Origin of the sequence: Pigmentiphaga litoralis (assembly GCF_014651835.1) — a bacterium.
In the GTDB taxonomy this organism is placed as follows: domain Bacteria; phylum Pseudomonadota; class Gammaproteobacteria; order Burkholderiales; family Burkholderiaceae_B; genus Pigmentiphaga; species Pigmentiphaga litoralis.
Genome location: NZ_BMXQ01000002.1, coordinates 794,876 through 813,037, shown reverse-complemented (window position 1 = coordinate 813,037; position 18,162 = coordinate 794,876). Strand labels below are relative to the sequence as shown.

31 protein-coding genes are annotated in these 18,162 nt (G+C 62.4%); 12 read left to right on the top strand and 19 right to left on the bottom strand.

Translation table 11 applies throughout. The features are described 5' to 3' along the window. From IE116_RS22265 to IE116_RS22180, 18 genes are all read right to left on the bottom strand, one after another. Positions 1-843 (bottom strand): head maturation protease, ClpP-related, encoded by an 843-nt coding sequence (locus IE116_RS22265; protein WP_189615498.1) that lies wholly within the window; start codon positions 841-843, stop codon positions 1-3. Continuing rightward, positions 821-2,098, bottom strand: a complete 1,278-nt coding sequence (locus IE116_RS22260) for a phage portal protein (protein ID WP_189615497.1) — start codon at positions 2,096-2,098, stop codon at positions 821-823. Before IE116_RS22260 ends, IE116_RS22265 begins: the two co-directional genes overlap by 23 nt. Before the next feature lie 7 nt (positions 2,099-2,105). After that, on the bottom strand, positions 2,106-3,740 hold the full coding sequence (locus IE116_RS22255) for a terminase large subunit (RefSeq protein WP_229828708.1): 1,635 nt from the start codon (positions 3,738-3,740) through the stop codon (positions 2,106-2,108). A 68-nt stretch (positions 3,741-3,808) separates the two neighbouring features. Beyond that, positions 3,809-4,369 carry a terminase small subunit gene (locus IE116_RS22250; protein WP_189615492.1) on the bottom strand — a complete coding sequence of 187 codons (561 nt, stop codon included), beginning with the start codon at positions 4,367-4,369 and terminating at the stop codon, positions 3,809-3,811. Positions 4,370-4,580: 211 nt separating this feature from the next. Beyond that, positions 4,581-4,913, bottom strand: a complete 333-nt coding sequence (locus IE116_RS22245) for an HNH endonuclease (protein ID WP_189615490.1) — start codon at positions 4,911-4,913, stop codon at positions 4,581-4,583. Further along, entirely contained in the window at positions 4,906-5,292 is a 387-nt protein-coding gene (locus IE116_RS22240; protein ID WP_189615488.1) for a cupin domain-containing protein, read from the bottom strand. Before IE116_RS22240 ends, IE116_RS22245 begins: the two co-directional genes overlap by 8 nt. A gap of 75 nt (positions 5,293-5,367) precedes the next feature. After that, positions 5,368-5,847, bottom strand: a complete 480-nt coding sequence (locus IE116_RS22235) for a hypothetical protein (protein ID WP_189615486.1) — start codon at positions 5,845-5,847, stop codon at positions 5,368-5,370. A gap of 191 nt (positions 5,848-6,038) precedes the next feature. Continuing rightward, positions 6,039-6,650, bottom strand: a complete 612-nt coding sequence (locus tag IE116_RS22230) for a hypothetical protein (protein ID WP_189615485.1) — start codon at positions 6,648-6,650, stop codon at positions 6,039-6,041. A gap of 125 nt (positions 6,651-6,775) precedes the next feature. Next, positions 6,776-7,306, bottom strand: coding sequence for a hypothetical protein (locus IE116_RS22225; protein WP_189615483.1), 531 nt, complete (start codon positions 7,304-7,306; stop codon positions 6,776-6,778). Beyond that, on the bottom strand, positions 7,306-7,686 hold the full coding sequence (locus IE116_RS22220; protein WP_189615481.1) for a hypothetical protein: 381 nt from the start codon (positions 7,684-7,686) through the stop codon (positions 7,306-7,308). Before IE116_RS22220 ends, IE116_RS22225 begins: the two co-directional genes overlap by 1 nt. A 154-nt stretch (positions 7,687-7,840) precedes the next feature. Next, positions 7,841-8,089 (bottom strand): hypothetical protein, encoded by a 249-nt coding sequence (locus IE116_RS22215; protein ID WP_189615479.1) that lies wholly within the window; start codon positions 8,087-8,089, stop codon positions 7,841-7,843. Next, positions 8,083-8,520 carry a RusA family crossover junction endodeoxyribonuclease gene (locus tag IE116_RS22210; RefSeq protein ID WP_189615477.1) on the bottom strand — a complete coding sequence of 146 codons (438 nt, stop codon included), beginning with the start codon at positions 8,518-8,520 and terminating at the stop codon, positions 8,083-8,085. Before IE116_RS22210 ends, IE116_RS22215 begins: the two co-directional genes overlap by 7 nt. Then, positions 8,513-9,244, bottom strand: a complete 732-nt coding sequence (locus IE116_RS22205; protein WP_229828703.1) for a hypothetical protein — start codon at positions 9,242-9,244, stop codon at positions 8,513-8,515. Before IE116_RS22205 ends, IE116_RS22210 begins: the two co-directional genes overlap by 8 nt. Beyond that, positions 9,225-10,034: a phage replication initiator YdaU family protein gene (locus IE116_RS22200; protein WP_189615476.1), complete on the bottom strand. Its 810-nt coding sequence runs from the start codon at positions 10,032-10,034 to the stop codon at positions 9,225-9,227. Before IE116_RS22200 ends, IE116_RS22205 begins: the two co-directional genes overlap by 20 nt. A gap of 1 nt (position 10,035) precedes the next feature. Then, positions 10,036-10,389 carry a helix-turn-helix domain-containing protein gene (locus IE116_RS22195; RefSeq protein ID WP_189615475.1) on the bottom strand — a complete coding sequence of 118 codons (354 nt, stop codon included), beginning with the start codon at positions 10,387-10,389 and terminating at the stop codon, positions 10,036-10,038. After that, positions 10,386-10,856, bottom strand: coding sequence for a nuclease domain-containing protein (locus tag IE116_RS22190; RefSeq protein WP_229828700.1), 471 nt, complete (start codon positions 10,854-10,856; stop codon positions 10,386-10,388). Before IE116_RS22190 ends, IE116_RS22195 begins: the two co-directional genes overlap by 4 nt. Beyond that, entirely contained in the window at positions 10,850-11,056 is a 207-nt protein-coding gene (locus IE116_RS22185) for a hypothetical protein (RefSeq protein ID WP_189615474.1), read from the bottom strand. The genes IE116_RS22190 and IE116_RS22185 overlap by 7 nt, the downstream gene beginning before the upstream one ends. Then, positions 11,053-11,358 carry a DNA-binding protein gene (locus IE116_RS22180; protein ID WP_189615473.1) on the bottom strand — a complete coding sequence of 102 codons (306 nt, stop codon included), beginning with the start codon at positions 11,356-11,358 and terminating at the stop codon, positions 11,053-11,055. Before IE116_RS22180 ends, IE116_RS22185 begins: the two co-directional genes overlap by 4 nt. Positions 11,359-11,462: 104 nt before the next feature. On the opposite strand from IE116_RS22180, the gene IE116_RS22175 reads away from it, so the two are divergent. Beyond that, on the top strand, positions 11,463-11,693 hold the full coding sequence (locus tag IE116_RS22175; protein ID WP_189615472.1) for a hypothetical protein: 231 nt from the start codon (positions 11,463-11,465) through the stop codon (positions 11,691-11,693). A gap of 82 nt (positions 11,694-11,775) precedes the next feature. Further along, positions 11,776-12,093 (top strand): hypothetical protein, encoded by a 318-nt coding sequence (locus IE116_RS22170; protein ID WP_189615471.1) that lies wholly within the window; start codon positions 11,776-11,778, stop codon positions 12,091-12,093. A gap of 113 nt (positions 12,094-12,206) precedes the next feature. On the opposite strand, the gene IE116_RS22165 is transcribed toward IE116_RS22170, so the two are convergent. Beyond that, positions 12,207-12,458: a transcriptional regulator gene (locus IE116_RS22165; protein ID WP_189615470.1), complete on the bottom strand. Its 252-nt coding sequence runs from the start codon at positions 12,456-12,458 to the stop codon at positions 12,207-12,209. 39 nt (positions 12,459-12,497) lie between these two features. Between IE116_RS22165 and IE116_RS22160 the strand changes: the two genes are divergently transcribed. The 10 genes from IE116_RS22160 (at position 12,498) to IE116_RS22115 (ending at position 18,162) form a co-directional block, all read left to right on the top strand. Then, entirely contained in the window at positions 12,498-13,451 is a 954-nt protein-coding gene (locus IE116_RS22160) for an XRE family transcriptional regulator (RefSeq protein WP_189615467.1), read from the top strand. 451 nt (positions 13,452-13,902) lie between these two features. Then, positions 13,903-14,526, top strand: coding sequence for a hypothetical protein (locus tag IE116_RS22155; RefSeq protein ID WP_189615465.1), 624 nt, complete (start codon positions 13,903-13,905; stop codon positions 14,524-14,526). Further along, positions 14,523-14,798, top strand: coding sequence for a hypothetical protein (locus tag IE116_RS22150; protein WP_189615463.1), 276 nt, complete (start codon positions 14,523-14,525; stop codon positions 14,796-14,798). Before IE116_RS22155 ends, IE116_RS22150 begins: the two co-directional genes overlap by 4 nt. Before the next feature lie 24 nt (positions 14,799-14,822). Beyond that, positions 14,823-15,239: a hypothetical protein gene (locus IE116_RS22145; RefSeq protein ID WP_189615461.1), complete on the top strand. Its 417-nt coding sequence runs from the start codon at positions 14,823-14,825 to the stop codon at positions 15,237-15,239. 160 nt (positions 15,240-15,399) lie between these two features. After that, positions 15,400-15,810 carry a hypothetical protein gene (locus tag IE116_RS22140; protein ID WP_189615459.1) on the top strand — a complete coding sequence of 137 codons (411 nt, stop codon included), beginning with the start codon at positions 15,400-15,402 and terminating at the stop codon, positions 15,808-15,810. Further along, positions 15,807-16,079, top strand: a complete 273-nt coding sequence (locus IE116_RS22135) for a hypothetical protein (protein WP_189615458.1) — start codon at positions 15,807-15,809, stop codon at positions 16,077-16,079. The genes IE116_RS22140 and IE116_RS22135 overlap by 4 nt, the downstream gene beginning before the upstream one ends. Next, entirely contained in the window at positions 16,072-16,311 is a 240-nt protein-coding gene (locus tag IE116_RS22130; protein WP_189615456.1) for a hypothetical protein, read from the top strand. Before IE116_RS22135 ends, IE116_RS22130 begins: the two co-directional genes overlap by 8 nt. Further along, a complete protein-coding gene (locus IE116_RS26205; RefSeq protein WP_189615454.1) occupies positions 16,308-16,568 on the top strand; it encodes a DUF4224 domain-containing protein in 261 nt (86 codons plus the stop codon). The genes IE116_RS22130 and IE116_RS26205 overlap by 4 nt, the downstream gene beginning before the upstream one ends. Further along, the gene (locus tag IE116_RS22120; RefSeq protein WP_189615452.1) at positions 16,465-17,433 is read left to right on the top strand and encodes a tyrosine-type recombinase/integrase; all 969 of its coding nucleotides are present in this window, start codon (positions 16,465-16,467) and stop codon (positions 17,431-17,433) included. Before IE116_RS26205 ends, IE116_RS22120 begins: the two co-directional genes overlap by 104 nt. Before the next feature lie 360 nt (positions 17,434-17,793). Continuing rightward, positions 17,794-18,162 (top strand): hypothetical protein, encoded by a 369-nt coding sequence (locus IE116_RS22115; RefSeq protein WP_189615450.1) that lies wholly within the window; start codon positions 17,794-17,796, stop codon positions 18,160-18,162.

Below are 18,162 nucleotides of genomic sequence, written 5' to 3'. Positions count from 1 at the left end.
TCATGCCTTGAGGGAGGTGATAAGGGATTGCAGCGATGCTGCGAGATCGCCAGCGCTCGGCATGGCAGGTTGATCGGCAGCGCTCGGCGTGCCGGAAAAAAGGGCTTTGAGGGTGTCGCGCCTGGCAGAGCGGGAGTGACCAGCGCGAGCCATCGACGCCTCGACCATCGCGAGCGCTTTGCGGGAGCCCTGCGCCTGAGTGCCGCTGTCGTGGGCGATCGCGGCACGCTCGATTAGGCCGGTGGCGAAGCCGTCTTTCACCGCGACAGAAGCGCCAATCCACGACTCATCGTCCATCAGCTTGGCGATCGCTTTGGCGTCGAGGCCGGTCCGGGCTGCGTAAACGTCTGCCATGGCTTCGTCGAACGGTTCCAGCCAATCGGCCGATTCACGCAGATCGTGGCGGTTGCCGATCGCAACAGCCCACGCGTTGTGGATCATCAGGAAGGCGCCATCGCCCATCAGAATGTCGTCGCCAGCCATGGCGATGATCGAAGCAGCGGAGGCAGCCACGCCCATCACGCGGACGGTTACGCGGGCTTGATGCTCACGCAGCAGGTTGTAGATGGCCACGCCTTCGAAAAAGTCGCCGCCCGGGCTGTTGATGTTGACGGTCACGTCGCGCTGTCCGATGTTGCGCAGTGCGGCGCCGATGCGCTTGGCCGTAACGCCGGTACCATCCCAGTTTTCGCCGATCGAGTCATAGACGGAGATAGACGCATCGCTGTCAGCGGCCGCACGGACACCGGGCTCCCAGCGCTCGAGCGCCTCGGGTCGAACATCGAACTGCGCTGCGCCCACGCGCTGATCTGCTCGGATTTCAGGCAGTTTTAGGAGGCTCATTCGTTTTTTCCTTCTGTGAACTCGGCGGCCGAACATCGCTCGTGCCGGGACTATCTGATTCAGGCAGGTCCAGCACCTCACGGACCTCGTTCTGCGACATCCAGGGAGCATGGCCGCCTGACCCGGACGCCTTGGCGAGGTAGTCGCCCTGGTCCTTCAGCGTGCCGCGCAGAAGCGCCCTTTCGTTGAACTTCACGTGGTAGCGGTCCCGTTCCTCAGCAGAAAGCAGCACTCGCTTGATTGCTTCTTCCCAGGCGGTAAACCAATGTTGCAGCCCGTACTGGATGAAAAAGATGCCGAGTTGCTCCATACCGGTACCCCAGCTGGTGTCGTCCATCATCATGAGCGCCCGAGGCACGCCGAACGCGCGGCCCACTTCCTCGATCTGATGGTTCCGGTTCTCCAGGTATTGGCCCTCGGAGGCAGTGTTTGCCCACTTCTTCGCCGCCGCTCCCTCCTCGAGGACCATCCAGCTGCCCGCGTTTTCGGCGCCGCTGTGACGCTCCGCTATCGATTCCTTCATGCGCAGATAGGCTTCTTCCGACAGCTCAGTCGGTACCTCGATCGCTCCGCCGGCCATCACGCCCGACTTGAACAGCCTGGCGCCAGCACGCTCGGCCTGTGCAGCCAGTCCAAGCGCTTCACGAGCGAGCTTCACCCGCGACATCCCGTTGATGCCATCGAGGGACAGGTCTCGTAGATGCAAAACCTCGTGCGCGCCAAGAGTCACTTGGCCGCCGTCTTTGCGCGAGTAGACGTATTGCATCTGCCAGTCGTCGGTCAGCTTGGCCTCTACCCGGCTGGGCTCCATCGGCACGAGCCGGATCGGGCGACCCAATGACCAGACCACGCGGGCGTAGGCGTCACCCGAAACCAAGGCGTTGGCTTGCATGCCTGACTTGAATTCATAGGGCGTTTGCCACGTGTTGGGCTCCACCTTCAGCAACCGATAAACGGGGTTCTCGGTGGCGTACCTCTTATCGGGGCCGTTCTCGATCAAATTCAGCGGAAGCATGCCGATCGTCTCGGAGATGAGACTCACGCACCGAAGCACCGACATATTCCGGAGCGACCTACTGGCACTGATGTACTCGCCGGACGCGGTCGCATGGCCGCCCCGCATCATCTCCAGCAGGGCGGGATCGTCCAGGCCGGTGAACACGTGGCCGGGAGCGTTCTCGGCACGCGCCGTTCGCGCTGGGCGCACCTGCGCCTCCGTCGAGTTACGCGACCGGATAAAGTCGAACAGTCCCATGTGATTCCTAGATGTGGCGAACGCCACGTGACTCGTATACCGACTTCCTCGGCGCTGCGGGATTGAGCGCCATCAACGACACTGCGTTGAATAGCGCCATCAGCGGATCGATCTTGGCCGTCCCCGACACTGCTTTCGTGATCGATATCGCGTTCCCGTTCTGCACGATCCGTGCGTTACCGACGCACCAGGCCATCAAGCGTGTCGCACCGTGCAGAAGTTCACCGCCAGCAACTTTGCGCTCGGCCGTCTTGATGGCCCCGTTCAGCTTCCATCCCTGCGAGATCGCCACGATTTGCTCGATGGAAAAAGCGGCACCCTCGGGGTCGGTCAGCGCATCGACAATCGCTGAGATTCCTGCAGCGTCGACGCCGATAGCCTGGCCTTGCGCCAGCAGATTTGCATCACGCACCCGCACGATCACCTCGACAACGGCAGTCACGTCATCGCCAGGCTGGTCGACAATCGTGAGGTTTCCGTCCTTCTCGAAACCCAGCAATGCGGATGCGATGTCCTTGCGCCGTTCCAGCACGATCCGGTGGGCCCAAGCGTGCGACCAGCTCAGCCATCGGCGGGTTGTTTTCTCGCGTCCTGTGAGGGTCAACCCGAGCAAGTCATCCAGGCCGCCGCCGTCGATGCCGGCCGTCACCACCTCGCAGCGCTCCAGGAAGCCATCGAGCGAAGCGACTGCCGGCTCGCCGGCCGCCTCCCAAAAGTCCGCGCCGGCCCAGCGGTCGCTGCGCAACGCCAGCCCGATCTCGACGTTCAGGTGCTTGGCAAGGAACGCCCGAATCGACGCCTCGCCTTCGACCTCCGCCTTTTTGAACTCCCGCTCCAGAAACGGGATGTCGACGGAGGCCCCGAGATTCGGGTTCGTGACATAGAAATTCTTTGGATCGCGTTCTTGCTTGGCCTTCAACATCTGCCGCGGGAACTCGTAGAGCACAGGAAGGAACTGAGGATCTTCGATTCTTCCGTCCCGCACCCCGCGAGCGTATTGCAGCTTCTCGTCGAACACCCCGGCGGGTGGCTCGTCCGATTGGGTGGTCACATAAATGACAAACCCTTCCGGCCGCGACGCCAAGCCGCCCTGCGCCTCGATGAGCATGTTCTTGGCGCCGGGCTTCTTGCCGAACATCCACAGCTCTTCCACTAGCAGGCCGGTGGTCTTCTTGCCTGAGACCGTCTCGCTGTCCGCTGCCACGACTTTGAGGGTGGCGCCGGTCACTCGATGCGTGATGGTGCGCAGATGATCCTGCACCTGAAACAGCGCATCCAACCTCTCGTCAGCCTTGATTGCGTCGCGGGCCGGCTTGTATGAGTTATTGGCTACCTCAATCGTGGGTGCCAGGACGAGGAACTCCGCCGAGTCACGATAGTTCAGCGTCTCCGCGGTGAGCATCGACAAACCGGCCAAGCCACTTTTCCAGTTCTTCTTACTGATCAACATGAAGAACTCGCGCACGAGCCGCCGTTCAGCCTCTGGGTCCAGCGCGCCGAAGATCGAACCGACAAAGTCCTTGATCCAGAGCCGCGCGATCTGGCCCACCGTCGGCTTGCCAAGCATGTCGACCACGCGCAGCTCGTTGAACACCGCGAGCCCGGCGGACGCTTCGCTGGGAAAGAGTGGCGAGAACGGCACCAGCGACTCGCCTGCGACTATGCGCCGCTCCCAGTCAGGGCATGCTGTCGTCCAGGTCGGGGCCGCCACTATTTCACCGCTTCAAGCCGCCGGCGCGGCGCGAAAGGGTTGGCGCCGCCAGCGGCCGCCGCCGCTGCGTCGTTGCGACCTTCCTTCTTTCCTGCCGGAGCCTTCTTCGCATGAACGTAGGACGCCCACGCTTTCGCGGCGTCGAGCCGCTCCTTTGGTTCGGCTGCGGGGTCGTTGACGACGTGCTTGATGTATTCCAGCGGATCTTCGAACGTGGCTGCGTCGGCTGGCGGCGGCTCCTGTACTGGAGGCGCTATCACCGGAGGCTCCTTTCCGAAAGGCCAAGCCGCCGGGGCATCGGACGTCTTCACGCCGTCCGGCCCGGTGTAACCACACGCAGGCTCCGGCAGCACTGGCGTCTTGCGCTTTCGCCCGGCCTTGCTGGACGCCGGTACCGGCAGGCCCAGGCGTGCGACTTCAGCGAGCACGTGCTTGTCCTTGGTCAGGCGAGATCCAGCGGCCGGCGCGGTCTTCTCGCTGTACCCAGCATCCACCGCGGCCTTGCTCGGGGACGCACCCCGGGCCCAAGCCACGGCGAACGCGCGTTTCTTGGGGGTCAAAGGCATATGGATTTAACAAGCTAATTAAACAAAACCCCCAGAACAGAAAAAAATTCTGCGCGTGCGGGGACAGGTGGTCTAGGAATCCGGCGACCCCAAGGTTTTGACCCCCCCCTCCCTTGACCGGTGGGGTCAGGGACGGGGCTGGGGGCCAGTGGCGGGGCGATCAGGCCGCCGTTCATGCGTCGGGCATCCCTTCACAAGACGCCGCCTAGCGCGCCTCTGCTTCCTCGCGCTGCTTCTCGCCGCTATGACACGAGCGGCAGAGTGCCTGCCAGTTCGACCGACTCCAGAACAGCGACTGGTCACCTCGGTGCGGCACTATGTGGTCGACCAACCGCGCCGCCGTGATGAAGCCTGCACGCTCGCAGTATTGGCACAATGGATGTTCCTCGAGGAAGGCCTTGCTGGCCTTCTGCCACTTGTACGTGTAGCCGCGCTCATTCGCTGTCGCACCAGACGGCCGCCACGAACCGGGCTGCTGCACTGCCAGACGACCGAATTGAGTAGGCACCCTGGGCTTGAGCGTCGTAAGCCTAGGCATCGTTCGGCACGGCCACGTAACCACACCAGCCATCCATCGAGGTGATGTCTAACCAGTGGTGACCAGGCGGAAGCAACACTACATCGCCAGGCCGAACATGCACTGTCGATGTATCGAGTACAGCATCAGTGCGATGGTCGACCACAATCGTTACCTCGGCGATCTGCCGCGTGCCTTCCGTGGCAGTCGTCTCATTGCGATGCACCACCTTCCACGTCACGCCGGTGCGGTCCATCACAGGCCGGCCGATCTGCCTCATGACACCCGACACAATCAAATCATCGAGATCCTTGCCAGAAACTTTCGCGTTGAAAACGGTCTCATGGACTAGATCGGATTGGACCTGTATTTGCGGGGAATCAGATGAGCGGGACTGCATCGTATCTCCATAAAAAAAGCCCCGGCGGTCTCCACTCGGGGCTTCAATTCCTGTCGCGCGGACACTACCGTGGTATTACTTCCGTGGCTCAAATACAGTCTTGAAGATTTTTGCCCAGGCAAGCTCTAGCGTCTCGCCGAAGGACAACAGATCGTCTTCCGACGCCAGTTGCCACGAACCGATGTCGGGCCGTTTGTAACCAGACGACATGATGGTTATAGCTGTCATCATGACACGTTGACCCTGAATCTCAGCAGTCACATAAATCCTGCGGTAGGTCCGCGAGAGCCGTGCGAGTGGACCGTCAAACTGAATTTCCAGCCCAATTTTTTGCGGATGCGCTTCCCGCGTATCGAAGGTAGCGGTGAACCCGTCGGCGCTCAACTGATCCCGATACGACTCAAAAACACGCCGGACCTCTACTAAAGCAGGCTCAAGTATTGCAGCTACTCGCGCTGCCTCTGCAGCTTCTGCCTGTCTCTTGGCTTCAAGACCGGCCTCCAGCTCGCTGAGAGCCGCAGCAGCGGCGTGCTTTGCCACTTCGTATGAATTCATGTTTTACCTTTCGGGGAACTGTGCTGCGACTACTGTATCGCAGCGCTTTAAAACACGCAGCGCCCCCAAAACTAAAAGCCCGCCGTCGTGAGACATGCGGGCTTTGGTCATACTTATTTCAAGCTTGCTACATTCTGGCATAAGCTGGGGCAAAAGTCTATGTATCCGTCCTTTGTCCGTACCCATGCGACTTAGCGATACTTTTCTAGGTCGGCTGAGAGCGGCAAAAGTGTTACCTTGTCCTCCCCACTATTACACGCAATCTTGGGCGGCGCCTTAGGAGGCTCCGCACCGTCCGGCGGCGAGATTTCAGTATCGCGCTTCGCCATCTCTTTCATCATCTTAGCAACTTCCGGCGAAACAGGAAAAGGTGTGCTCACATTAAAAGTAGTTCCGAGCAAGCCGCCGCCGGTTGCGGCTGTTGCCACAGGTAACGCATACTTCAACAAATCGGAGGTTGCTCTAAGCGTCTCAGAAGCGCCCGGTTCAGAATTAAGTGTCACTGAGGACAAGGTGCCATTCGGCCCGAAATTTACCGAGAACTCTGATTTGGCAAGCATCGCTCCCTTGAAAGCGACGAAATACTGAGCACCCGCAGGCAATGGCAAAGTGCGGACGAAAGGAGTGTTGTCGCAATCCTTGCCTTCAGTATGTTTGTTTAGCACTCCCCGCATGACATAAACCTCCGTTGCTCTGAATGGAATTCCGGGTTGAGCGTTCCAGTTTTCGTCCGCAACGTATAGGGAACCGCCGCAGCCCGTCAAAAATGCAATCGTAGCGCTCGCTGCAGCGTTTCGTATCATGGTCTTCTCCCCGATCATTGGTCCTTAGTCTATGAGCATCAGCAAACCATCTGATGCAAATCTGGACGAATCCGATGCATTAGTTCCACCTTGGCTTATCACGCAAAGTCGGATTTTGAATCCAGTTATCCGGAGGTGGTGTCCACTAGGCCAGCTTCGACCATCGGCGCAACTAGCATTTGCAATGCTCTCTGGCGGAGCGGTCCAACTTGCTCTTTCCAATATCGTTCTCTGCGGCCAACCGTTCGTCGCGACACAGAAAAATGCACTGCAATCGTTTCGAGACTTGGCCTGCCCCGGAATTGGCGCATTACTAGGAGATCTGCGAGCAGACGTTCTTCAGACCCCAATCCCGGTAGCAACATTCCGGTCACGGCCTGAATAGCCAGAGCGCCGTCGACTCGTGGCGAGTATTCGGCAACGATCGCATTCCAAAGATCAGGTCGCTTGATCAAAGTTCGCTTGGTGAACTCCAGCACCATCACCGCTTGGGCGTGCCAGTCGTGAGGCGTCAGACCGGTGGGCACCCGTCGCATCTGTAGCCCATACCGCTCCCGCAGCGCTTCGACGATGAGCTGAGTTGCATTCTTCGGTTCGATCGGTAGCTCGGTGATGGTGAAGGCGACCGCGAGCGCTTCTTCAGGTGAGTGGAACATCAGCGCAAGTCTCCTGCACGGCTTGAGATGGACATCATCGGGGGCTGGTGGGCAGCCGCCCGGGCTTGATTGATACGTAGTGCCTTCGGCGGCACATATGGGCGCGTCTGAACGGTACCGGCCACGCGTCGAACCATCGACTCGCTGTAGCCCAGCAACGCGGCGCCGGCTGCGGCTTCGATGTGATCCGGGCGCACAGTCATGGGCGTGGCAACGCGCGGCGGCGGCAGCTTGAAGACCGGGAGCCGGGCTGCCGGCACGATCAGGGCGACGGCTGCATACCACCGGTCGAACGCCTGGCGTGGACTGACGCCGCTGCGGGAAATGCCGCCAGTGCAGGACCAGAGGCCCTTCCGTACCAGCTTGATGTGGGGTTTCACGACTTGGGCTCCTGCTTAGTTTGGTCGGTGGTGGCGCGGCTTTCGCGGAGGCGGTCGACGGCGAACGACATAGCGCGGCTGCGCTTCAACGCGGGCGCCTCCAGCTTGGCGGGCGCTGGCTTGCGCGGATTTGGCTTGCTAGGATGGAAGACGCTCATGCGACGTCACCCACGCTTATTGCGACGACCGGGTGCGAGCTGCCGCGGATCCACAGCTTCAACGTGGCGCCAGCGGCGAGCGCGGCCAGTTCGGTGGGCGTGGGCTCCCATGCTGAAACCATGAAGGTGCCTTCCGCTGTAAGAACGTCCATGACCGGCAACGCGCCGCATGTCATGTCCTTGCCGTCCCAATCTGGCGGAGCCCCGAGCAATCGCGAGGCGTTCTCGATCCGTTTGATCAACATGCCTTTGTCCCTTCCAGTGGGTTGATGGTTACGCGCACGCCTGGCTGACGGCCATACCGTTTGCTTTTCAGCACGTCGGTCACCTGCACGTCGTCGCGCCAGCAGATACCGTTCAGCGCGTCGAAGATCGCCTTCTCGATGTTGTCGATGTCCGGCTTCGTGGTCGGCATGACCTCGCCCACGGCGGCGCGCTCCTGCTTGGCGCCGGACCACGAGGCGGGTATCGGCACCACGATGGTCAGGGCCACCGCGACCGCGCCCTGCTCTGGATCGCGGCCGGCCATCGCTTGGCGCCCGGCATAGGCCACGACAGCCTCATAGCTGACAGTCTTGGCCGGCGTGTACATGCGCACGCCCACTTTCGTCTTGCTGGCGCGCGGGCGGCCCTTCCCTACCGGCACGCCGGGCACAACGAACTGGATCTCAGCCATTGGGGATCCCCCCAACCGCGCGCAGGGCACGCTCGGCCATCTGCACGCTGATCGACGGTGGACGGCCAGTCGGCTGCTTGTCCTGCTCCAGGATGCGATGCGCCCACCGAAGGTCCCGGCCGCCAGCCAGGGCAGGTACCGGCTTGACGGCGCCAGCCACCGCGGCGTTCAGCCGGGCCAGCTGCTGCCGTGCCTCCGCGTCGGACGTCGTCGACTGGCCTGGTGCAGCTAGCGCCAGAGCAGGCTCGGGGACGTCCTGCCACTTTCCCTTGCCCATGACGTCCTGCAGTGCGTTCGTCCACCGCCCCTTGAGGCCGCTATAGCCAGACGCAAGCATGTCGTGCTGCCCGATGCGCACAGCCGCCCAGTAAATTGCCGGGTGCGGCCAGTGGCCAATCTCGCCGCGCTGGCGGGCGTGCAGCCCTTCTACGGCGACGTAGAAGGCCTGCTCAGGCGCCAACGCTGGGCGGCACAGCGCCAGGAACTCGGGCAGTGTCGGCACGAAAGTCCGGGTGGCGCATGCGTGGATGCCGCGGCGGACCTCGCCAGCGGTGTAGCCGACGAGCCGTTGTGCCCAGTGCTCGGTCAACTTGGCCGGATCAACGTTGCCCCACTGCTGGTCGAACTTTGAGCCGTATTCGCACCGGAGGAAGTCGATGATCTCGACAGCGACGCGGCGGGCGGCATCGTCGCCGGCCGGGGCTTTAACCAATGTCGGCAGCATCGAGCATCCCCATGTCTTTCTCTTCGGTCGCCAGACCGCGCGCCTTGGCAATTTCAGCATCAAGCTGACGGGCCCACTCGGCTTGTTTGTCGGCTCGGCTCGTCACTCGTTGCGGCGCGTCTTTCGGTGGGAACAGGCCGGACCACCCTGCGTTGATTGCGTGGTCGATTACTGGGCCGGGCGCGGTGCCGACAGCGACATGGGCCTCCAGGGCGTTCAGGTGCAGCTTTGCAGCAGCTGCTGTGATCGGCTTGCGACGGTCCTTCCGGTCCTGCACCCAGCGCTTCCAGTCCTCCCGGGGCAGCCAGTCGGGCAGCATGATGCTGGCTGCATCGAATCCAGAGCGCGGCTGCGCGCCCTTGGGTTCTGACGGTTCCTTGATGGTTCTATGACGGTTATATGCGGGTGCAACCGGTTGCACCCTTTCCGGTTGTGGATTGCACCCTTTCGTGTCGTCGTTTGCACCCTTTGCGTCGTCAATTGCACCGTTTTCGATGGGTGCAATATCTGCACCCTTTAGCCACTCGGGCGAAATGCGGTATTCGCGGTGTTGTCCACGGCCACCGTTGCCGCTGTTCACCAGCACCAGCCAGCCCGACTTCAGCATGCGGCTCAGTTGGTACTGGACCGAGCGCACCGACTGGCGCGTCTTCAATGCGAGCGCTTCGACAGACGGGTACACCCGCGTGCCGTCATCGCTCGCGTGATCGGCCAGAGCGAGCGCAAGCAGCATCTCGCCCGCACTGCCCGGGTACCGGTCAAAGACCATCGTCATGACCTTGATGCTCATGTCAGGCCGCCAAGTCCATGGTCTGCGTCGCACCGACTGCCACTAAAGGCACCGGCGGCGCCGTGTCGTTGTCGAGCATCAAGTCGTAGCAGATCGCCTTGGGCACGCCGCGGCGCTCCAGGTAGGCGGCCAGCTCGCGGTCGCGCCGGATGATGTTCTCCGCTTCCAACGCGACCAGCTTGGCGCGGACGGTGCGCTCGTGCAGGCCGGTGTCCTGGGCCAAGCGAGCAGCGGTCGGATGGGCGCCTCGGCCGTCTTGGCCCGCGTAGCCCGCCAGCACCAGCAAGACGTGCCGGGCGGTCGGTTCGGTGACGATTTGCTGGGCCAGTGCCCAGGCTTGCGCTTGTGCGCTCATAGGTGATCCCCTCGTGGAACGATCTTGCTGATGGGAAGCGCGGACAAGGTCTTGCCCAGCGCGGTGATTCTCTGGGCGCGCACCGGCTCCCAGGCGAAATAGGCCGTGTCCCAGGCGAGTGCCTTCTGGACGCGCGTCATTCGGTTGCCGCTGTCTATCTCGGCGTGGCATGCGTGACAGGCGGGCACCGTAAAGCGGTCGTGCGCTTTGATGCCCTTCCCTTTCCCGTGCACGGCCTGGTTGCTGTGGGCGGGCACCACCGTGGCGGCTCCAGTCGCGCCCAGGCAGACACCGACGAGGCGCAGATAGCACTGCTCGCCGCGGCAGGCATCGAGCGCGGCCTGGTCACGGCCGGGTCGTGCCTTTGGCTTGCGGCGTGCGGTCATCTTCGGGGCGGCCGACGTGCGCTCAATCGCAGAACGCTTCATCGGCGTCTTGCGCGTAATTGGTTTGCGCTGCGTCAGCATGTGGCAGACTCGGGCGTGCCATCACGGTGTGATGCCAGCTCGCGGTCGAAGTGCGCCTTCCACACGTCGTGCGCGTCGGATCCTTCCGGGTACGGGTTGGCCGGCACAACGTCGCCCGGTTCCCGCGCCCAATGGAAGCGGATTGCGGCCTGCTCTGCCTCGATGGCGATCGCCAGCCGCGATGCAAAGATGTCGCTCACCACTTGCCCCCACAGTTGCCGCCGCCGGCGAGCGCGCACGCGCAGTTCACGCCCGTATCGGCCAGGTGCGAAAGCGCCTTCAAGTAATCCGGTCGCACCAGCACCATGCCAGCCACCTGGATAGCGCGATCGATCTTGTCGATCGGTATGCCTGCTTGCCCGCTCAGGAAGCGAGAGACCTGCGAATCGTCCATGCCCAGCGCTTCGCGAGCGTCGGTCTTGCTGGACGGGTTAGTGAGCAAATGACGGAGCGCGCGCTCGATGCTCGGTCGACGCGTTTGGGCTTCAACAATGGCGTTCATAGCGACACAACCTCATTCATGGGTGAACAAAAGAGCCTGCGTGCGCTTGCGCGCCGGCCGGTGGAAACTGGCGGTTCACCACAACTCGGCATCACCGCATTCACATGACCTACGACACCCGCGACACTCACCTCTCCGACATGCTGGAGACCATCATGGGCATCACGCCTGTATCCGAAACCAAACGCCTGCTGAAGCAGGCCAAAGACATTGCGAACGAAGTGTTGGGCGACTGCAGCGAGCTGACGGTCATCGCGGTGTTTCAGCGGCTGTGCGCCGAGACGGATATGGCCGGGCCAGACTTCAGCCCCAGCGACCATCTGAGCGGACACTGAGACGTATGGCAATTGGGCGGTCAGCCCCGAGCGGCTACGATGGCGGTTCCTACACCCCACCCTCACACACAAGGGACTGACCATGGAAAGCAACAACGCAGCGCTACTCGGAAAGATCACCGCTATCGAAGTAATCGTCGGCATGCTTCTGGGGAAATCGCTTCCAGATAACGGGACGAACGAGGCGAACCTGGACGCAATGAAAGAAGCCTTCAAGGCGATCACCGAGGAAACACCCGAGGCGCAGGCGATCGCGCTGGCCGACACTCCCGCAACCGCGGCATATCGCAAGGCGTATTCGGAATGCATGGAAAACATGTTCATGGTTGCCGACGCGAGCTATGTGATGTTTCGCAGAATCGCGAGTGAACTGCCCGACGAAGCGAAGAGTCAGGGGTAGCGAGCTCGGTGGCCACCGCATCAGCGATTGCGGTGGCCAATTCGAAGGCTTCGGCAACGGATTGGCTGTTGGCTTGGCAAGTCGCAGCGGTTTGCAGAGGCTGTGGATCGTGATCACCCATGGCTCGCCTCTTGGAGCGTCGCCAGTTCCGGCCAGATCGACTGCCATTTGGTCGGGCAAAGATCCCGGCGAGAAACCTCGCCACGGGTGGCATCCTCAATCGCCCGGCAGTGCTCGACCGGCACAGGACGGATCCCGTTCACCCACTGGCTCACCGCCTGGGGGCTGACCCCACACGCATTTGCCAGTGCGGCCTGTCCACCCACCACTCGCACAGCCTTTTCAACCACCTGGTTGCGGCTCATCGCAACTCCTAAAGCATCAGTTGATCGGATACTAAATCAATGCTTTATATAAAGCAACCATTGCTTGCATCGAGTGTGAAATTGCACAATCAAGCAATGCTTTCACCCGACACTGTCACCGCCCTGCTTTCTTCGCCACCCTCCAGCCTTGCTGAGAAGGTGCGTGCGACCATTGGCAAGGGGCTCATTTCCGCTCGGGAAGTCGCCGAGGCCTGTGGCGTTTCTGTGCAGGCCATCAATGGCTGGAAAAACAACGGTCGGATCGCCAAAGAGCATCTACGGACCCTTGCAGGACTTACTGGGCTGCCGGTTTCCTGGTGGTTGCCAGGCGCCGATGCGGAGGACGCACCAGCGACCGGAGCGGCGGGCATGAAGTGGCCGTTCGAATCGATCAGTGCGTCGGATGTGTCGGCGATGCCACCAGCGCTTCGTCTCAAGCTGGACGGCGCTATCGCGCTGGCAGTGGCCCAGTTGGGGATCGGATTGGAGATCGCGGCCAAGCCAGAAGAGGGCAAGCGCGAGCAGGCAGCGGCCATCGTGCGGGCAGCGTCAGCCGAGGCGGCAAACGATCCTGACTACGTGGCAGTGCGGCGGGTGTCAGTGAAGATCAGCGCGGGCGTGGCAGGCTATTCGATTGACGCCCGTGAGGATGGAGATGGCGGTCAGATCTACCTGCCGCGAAAGTGGGTCTTGAAGCGACAGCTGCAGGCGGACAAGCTGTTCGCAACGACAGCCCGGGGCATGAGCATGTTCCCGCGCGTGCATGAGGGCGACACTTTAATTGTCGACACCTCGGACACCAGGCATCGCACTGGTGAGGTTTTTGCCATCAATCACGAGGGCGAATTCACGCTGAAGCGCCTCGTGCGACGCGTGAACCATTGGTGGCTGCATTCGGACAACCCGGACCAGACAGCGTATCCACCGGTCATGTGCACCGACCGCACGATAACGCTTGGAAAAGTTGTGCTGATGCAGGCCGAGCACCTATGAGGCGGCAGCCTTTCCCCACAAAACGATCCACCCTCGCGGTGGATTTTTTTCGTCTATGCCAGGAGCGTGCAGACCACCGATGGCGGGACCAAGTCGTTGGCAGGTCGGTAATAGGCTCGCCCGCCCTGCATCAGATGAAGATGCACCTCACTTGAGTCAACGAAGCCAATGCGACGGCGGGCTGCGAATGCCGACACCAAGCCACCCTCATATCTCAGCACGCCGCCATTTCGGGCATCCCTCATCGCCTGGCGGTCAATAAAGTCGATGGGCGCGATGACCATCTCCGTCTGATTCCCAATCAATTTCTGCATGGTAGTAGTTTGGATTAGTCCTACCTTCTGCGCAAGCGTTGGTTGTTTTTCCTAAACCACTGCTTGCCAATGATTTTAAAGCAATGGTTTAATAGTTCCAAGCCGCTCGCCGAGACGGCAGCACCTTGGGATGATCCATGAACGCACGCAGCACCAGCGCGGCCGGTAAGGCCAAGCTCCCCATCCACCTCCCCATCACTCACCAGCAGCTCGGCGCGGGCACTGGTCGGGGCTTCGTAGTTGATGCCGTCGGCCGTAAGCTGACCGGCCCCATGCCCGCCGGCTTTGCCCAGTATCGCGCCGCCAAGTTCAACGCCGAGGTCGAGGCAGGCAAGTCGTCGCGCTTCATGGCAACCAAGCCAGCGGCACCAGTCGCCACGGAAGCCATTGCGGCGCCCGCGGCTGGCTTCGGACCGTTGGGCACCATCCACACCAGCACGAACCCTTACATGGTCACGGCCGACCTGCCGTTGGGCACCAGCGCGGTCACCTTCGACGCGGGCTGGCTGGACCTGATCGACCGTCTGGCCGCCGCCATTGATCGCCACCAGGTCGTGATGCAGCAGGACGCAGACCTGCGCGAAGAGCACACCATGCAGCTGCAGAAGGGCTACCGGGTCGGCAAGTCCGACCAGGACGATGGCCCGGTCATTGCCCTGGTGTTCGACCCCTACACCTACAGCGCCCACCTGCTCCGCCGCGACGCCGGCCGCATCCGCGATGCCGTGCGCTTCGCCCTCTCCGGCGGAGTGCAGGCATGAACCAATACGGCCGCTTCAAGGCAAGCAAGCGCGGCGGCAGCTTCCTGCCACGCGTGGTCGATTCCGGCACGTGGGCCGACAACGCCCTGGCCACTGACGCCACGATGCCGCACGACGACGCATTCCGCTGGGGCCTGATCTGCGCCCACGCGTTGCACCAGCAGCCCGATTCGCAAGGCCACTGGAACCACTTCGACACCGACACCGACCGCGCGCTCTGGCAGCAAGGCTTCGACCGCGCCCAATCCCTCATTGCCCACCTCGGCGCCTGACGCCACCTCATCAAAGAACGCACCATGGACTCGCAGAACGTTGTACCGATCGCCCGTGCCTACAGCCGCCAGCCGGCCATCCGTGAGGTGACTGCCCACCAATACGCCGAGGTGGTGAAGAGCCGCAACACGTACCGCCGCCTTTACGACCAGAACACCGCCGCCCTGGCCCAGACCCGCGGCCAGCTGTATGCCGCCAAGCAGCAGCTGCAGGCCCTGGACAAGGAGCTGGCAGCCCACCGCGCAGGGCAGCCCCTGGCCATCCTGCACGACGCAATGCAGATGCTGACCGACATGGTCACCGGCACGCGCCAGGAAGAGCGCGAGTTGGGCGCCATCGGCGTGACCTTGCCGGCGGCGTCCACGCAGCACGTCGCCGCCAACGAAGCGTTGATCAGCCGCGCCGCTTTCCTGCTCACTTCCGGCGCGATGAAGCCATGATTACGGCCATCACTGTTTTCCTGCTCTTGCCGACGCTGGCCCTTGTGCTTGGCTTGGGCCTAGGCCGCGCGGCAGCACACGCCGATCGAGAACTTGCCGACGACGCAATCGCCCAGGGGCGTCCAGACATCGCCGCGATCTACCTGCAGGGGTGCGCAGCATGAGGATCAGGCTATCAATTGCCAGCCGCGAAGCAATCAAGCTCGCGATCACAGGCATCCCGCGCCCTGTCTCAGACATCGCCCAGATCACTGGCCTGTCGCCGGACTCGATCAGGACCTGGCTGCAGCTCAGCCGCAAGATGGACGGCGACTTCCATGTCTGCGACTGGGAGCACGTTTACGGTACCGCCTGCGGCCTCGCAGTTTGGCTGGCCGGCCCAGGCCAAGACGTGCCGTTTCCCGATCGCGAGTTCAAGCGCCTGCGCAAGCAGCAACTCGCGGCAATCGAACGGGCGCAGGAAGCAGCGCGCCCACGGGCCCCCCGTTTTCTACGTCCGCAGCGTGACCCGACCGTGGCGGCTCTGTTCGGCCCCTATAGCGGCCACACCAACCATGGAGCATCAGCATGACTACCCCCACCCTGCCGCTGGACGGCGAGCGCCTGCTCCAGATCGCCCGCGACACCGGCTTGCGCCATCACCTGCATGGCGTAGCGCCAGCGGCAGCCCGGGAGCTGCTCACGCGCTTCGTCGGTGCCGTGCTGGTATCTGGGACAACTGCGAACCCGCACCCTCCCGCACGCCATTGCATGTGCGCCGACTGCCAACCGTCGTTCGACAACGGCGCCGACGACCTGGCGCAGCGGTACGACATCACTCGCGGAGGTGCCAATGGCTGAAAGGCATCCCGCCTGCCCGCCTGTGCCGCCACACCGCAAGGCCTTCGGCACGGCCGCCAACGTGGACGGCGAGGTGCTGCTATACACCGAGGCCGAGATGGAAGCGCACGGTCTGCGCTGCTTCCAGGCCGGCCAGCAGTTGTCCGGCATGGCCGGCGCCATCCAGGCCGAAGAGGACGCCTGGGTCGCGTACCGCAGCGGCCGTGGACCGCGCCCGCGAGGTGCTGCATGATCACGCTCACACATGACGAAGTCGCTGCCCTTACCGGCAAGGTCAAGAAGTCGGCTCAGTGCCTTGAACTTGCGAAGCTGGGCGTTCCCTACAAATCGCGTTCCGATGGCACACCCGTCGTCCTGCGCGTCTCACTGGAAGTAGCTTTCGGCCATGCGCCCACGAATCAAGGATCGTCATCTCCCCGCCTGCGTCTACCAGAAACACGGGGCGTACTGGTACGTGAAGGGCGGGCAGTGGCGACGCCTCGGCGCTGACCTTCAAGGCGCGCTTCACGAATACGCGCGGATCGTCTCGATCCCGACCGAGGGCATGCCCGCCCTCATCGACAAGGCTTTGCCGCACATCGTTGCCGGGCGCGCGCCGGCGACGGAAGTCCAGTACAGGTACTGCGCCAGACTGGTCGCCCAGGTCTTCGCCGAATACCGGCCGGAGCAGGTCCGCCACGGCGACATCGTGCAGATGATGGACGCGTACAGCCACAAAGTGGCCATCGCCAATCGCATGCTTACAGTGCTCAAGCTGGTGTTTCAATGGGCTATGGACCGCGAGCTGGTGCAGCATAACCCCTGCCTGAGCGTCAAGCGGCTGAAGCAGACGCCGCGCGAGCGTCTCATCAAGGGCAAGGAATATCAGGCGATTTACGCCCACGCCGCGCCCTGGCTCCAGATCGTCATGGACCTTTGCTACCTCACCGGCCAGCGTATCGGTGACGTGCTGAAAATCGAACGTCAGCACCTCACTGACGAAGGCATTTTCGTGCAGCAGCAGAAGACGGGGAAACGGCTTGTTGTCGGCTGGACACCGGACCTTCAGGCCGTCATTGAGCGCGCGAAGGCGTTGCCCGGCTCCGTCGCCGCGATGCGATATGTCATCGCGGGAAGGGCGGGCCGTATGCGATTACACAGCAACGTCTGGCGAGCCTTCAAGACAGCAGCCGAAAAGGCCGGCGTGGCCGACGTGACGCTGCATGACCTGCGTGCAATGGCCGGCACCGAGACCGACCGCCAAGGCAACGATCCATCCGCTCTGCTTGGCCACACAGATCGTAGAACGACCCAGATTTACCTGCGGGACAAGACCGCGAAAGTGGTTACCGGGCCCAGCAAGAAGGCTGGATAAACGTCCAGTTTTGGACACTGAGTTTTAGACATCTAATAGACACGTTCAAAATGCCCCAGAGTTATCGCGGGTTTGCGGGGTAGCAATGTATTCGGTCATCCCCTGGCCGCGCATGGCGCGCGGCCGTGCCGCGATGTGTGTGGTCAACATGGTGCTCCCTCTGGATCGGGCCCCGCCGGCGAGATGCCGCGGTTGGCCTGGAGAGATGCAGTGTGCGCACCGGCGGCGCGGCCAACAATTGGCGCAACCCGCGACGGACAAGGCTGTCCATCGGACAGGAATGTCCGGGTGCGTGCAAGCCGGCCACGATGCGTCGTTTACACTCCCGGCACTGTCCACGCACCAGATGAACGAGCCGCCGTGAAGCTGTTTTCCAACAAAGACCTGACGTGGGGCGCCCTGGGTGTGGCGCTCCTTTTGATGTTCATCGCGTCAAATGCGTTTCGAGGATCGCTGCCCGAGGGCGATTTCTCGGCGCGCGTGCCGATACTCCTGCAGTTCCTGGGTGCGTTCCTGGCGTCTGCAATGTTCGCGGCGCTGGTGGTCGTGGTGATCTGGTTGTTCCGCCGGTTCAACAACCGCACGTACGAGACCCCGCGCCGCGACTACGCGCTTGCGGTGGCCTTCATGCTGCTGGTCACTTTCAAGCGGGTCGATGCAGCGCCCCTGCCGGTGCAGGTCCCCGTGGCCGCACCGGCGGACGTGGTGATGATCGCGCCAGACCGCTAA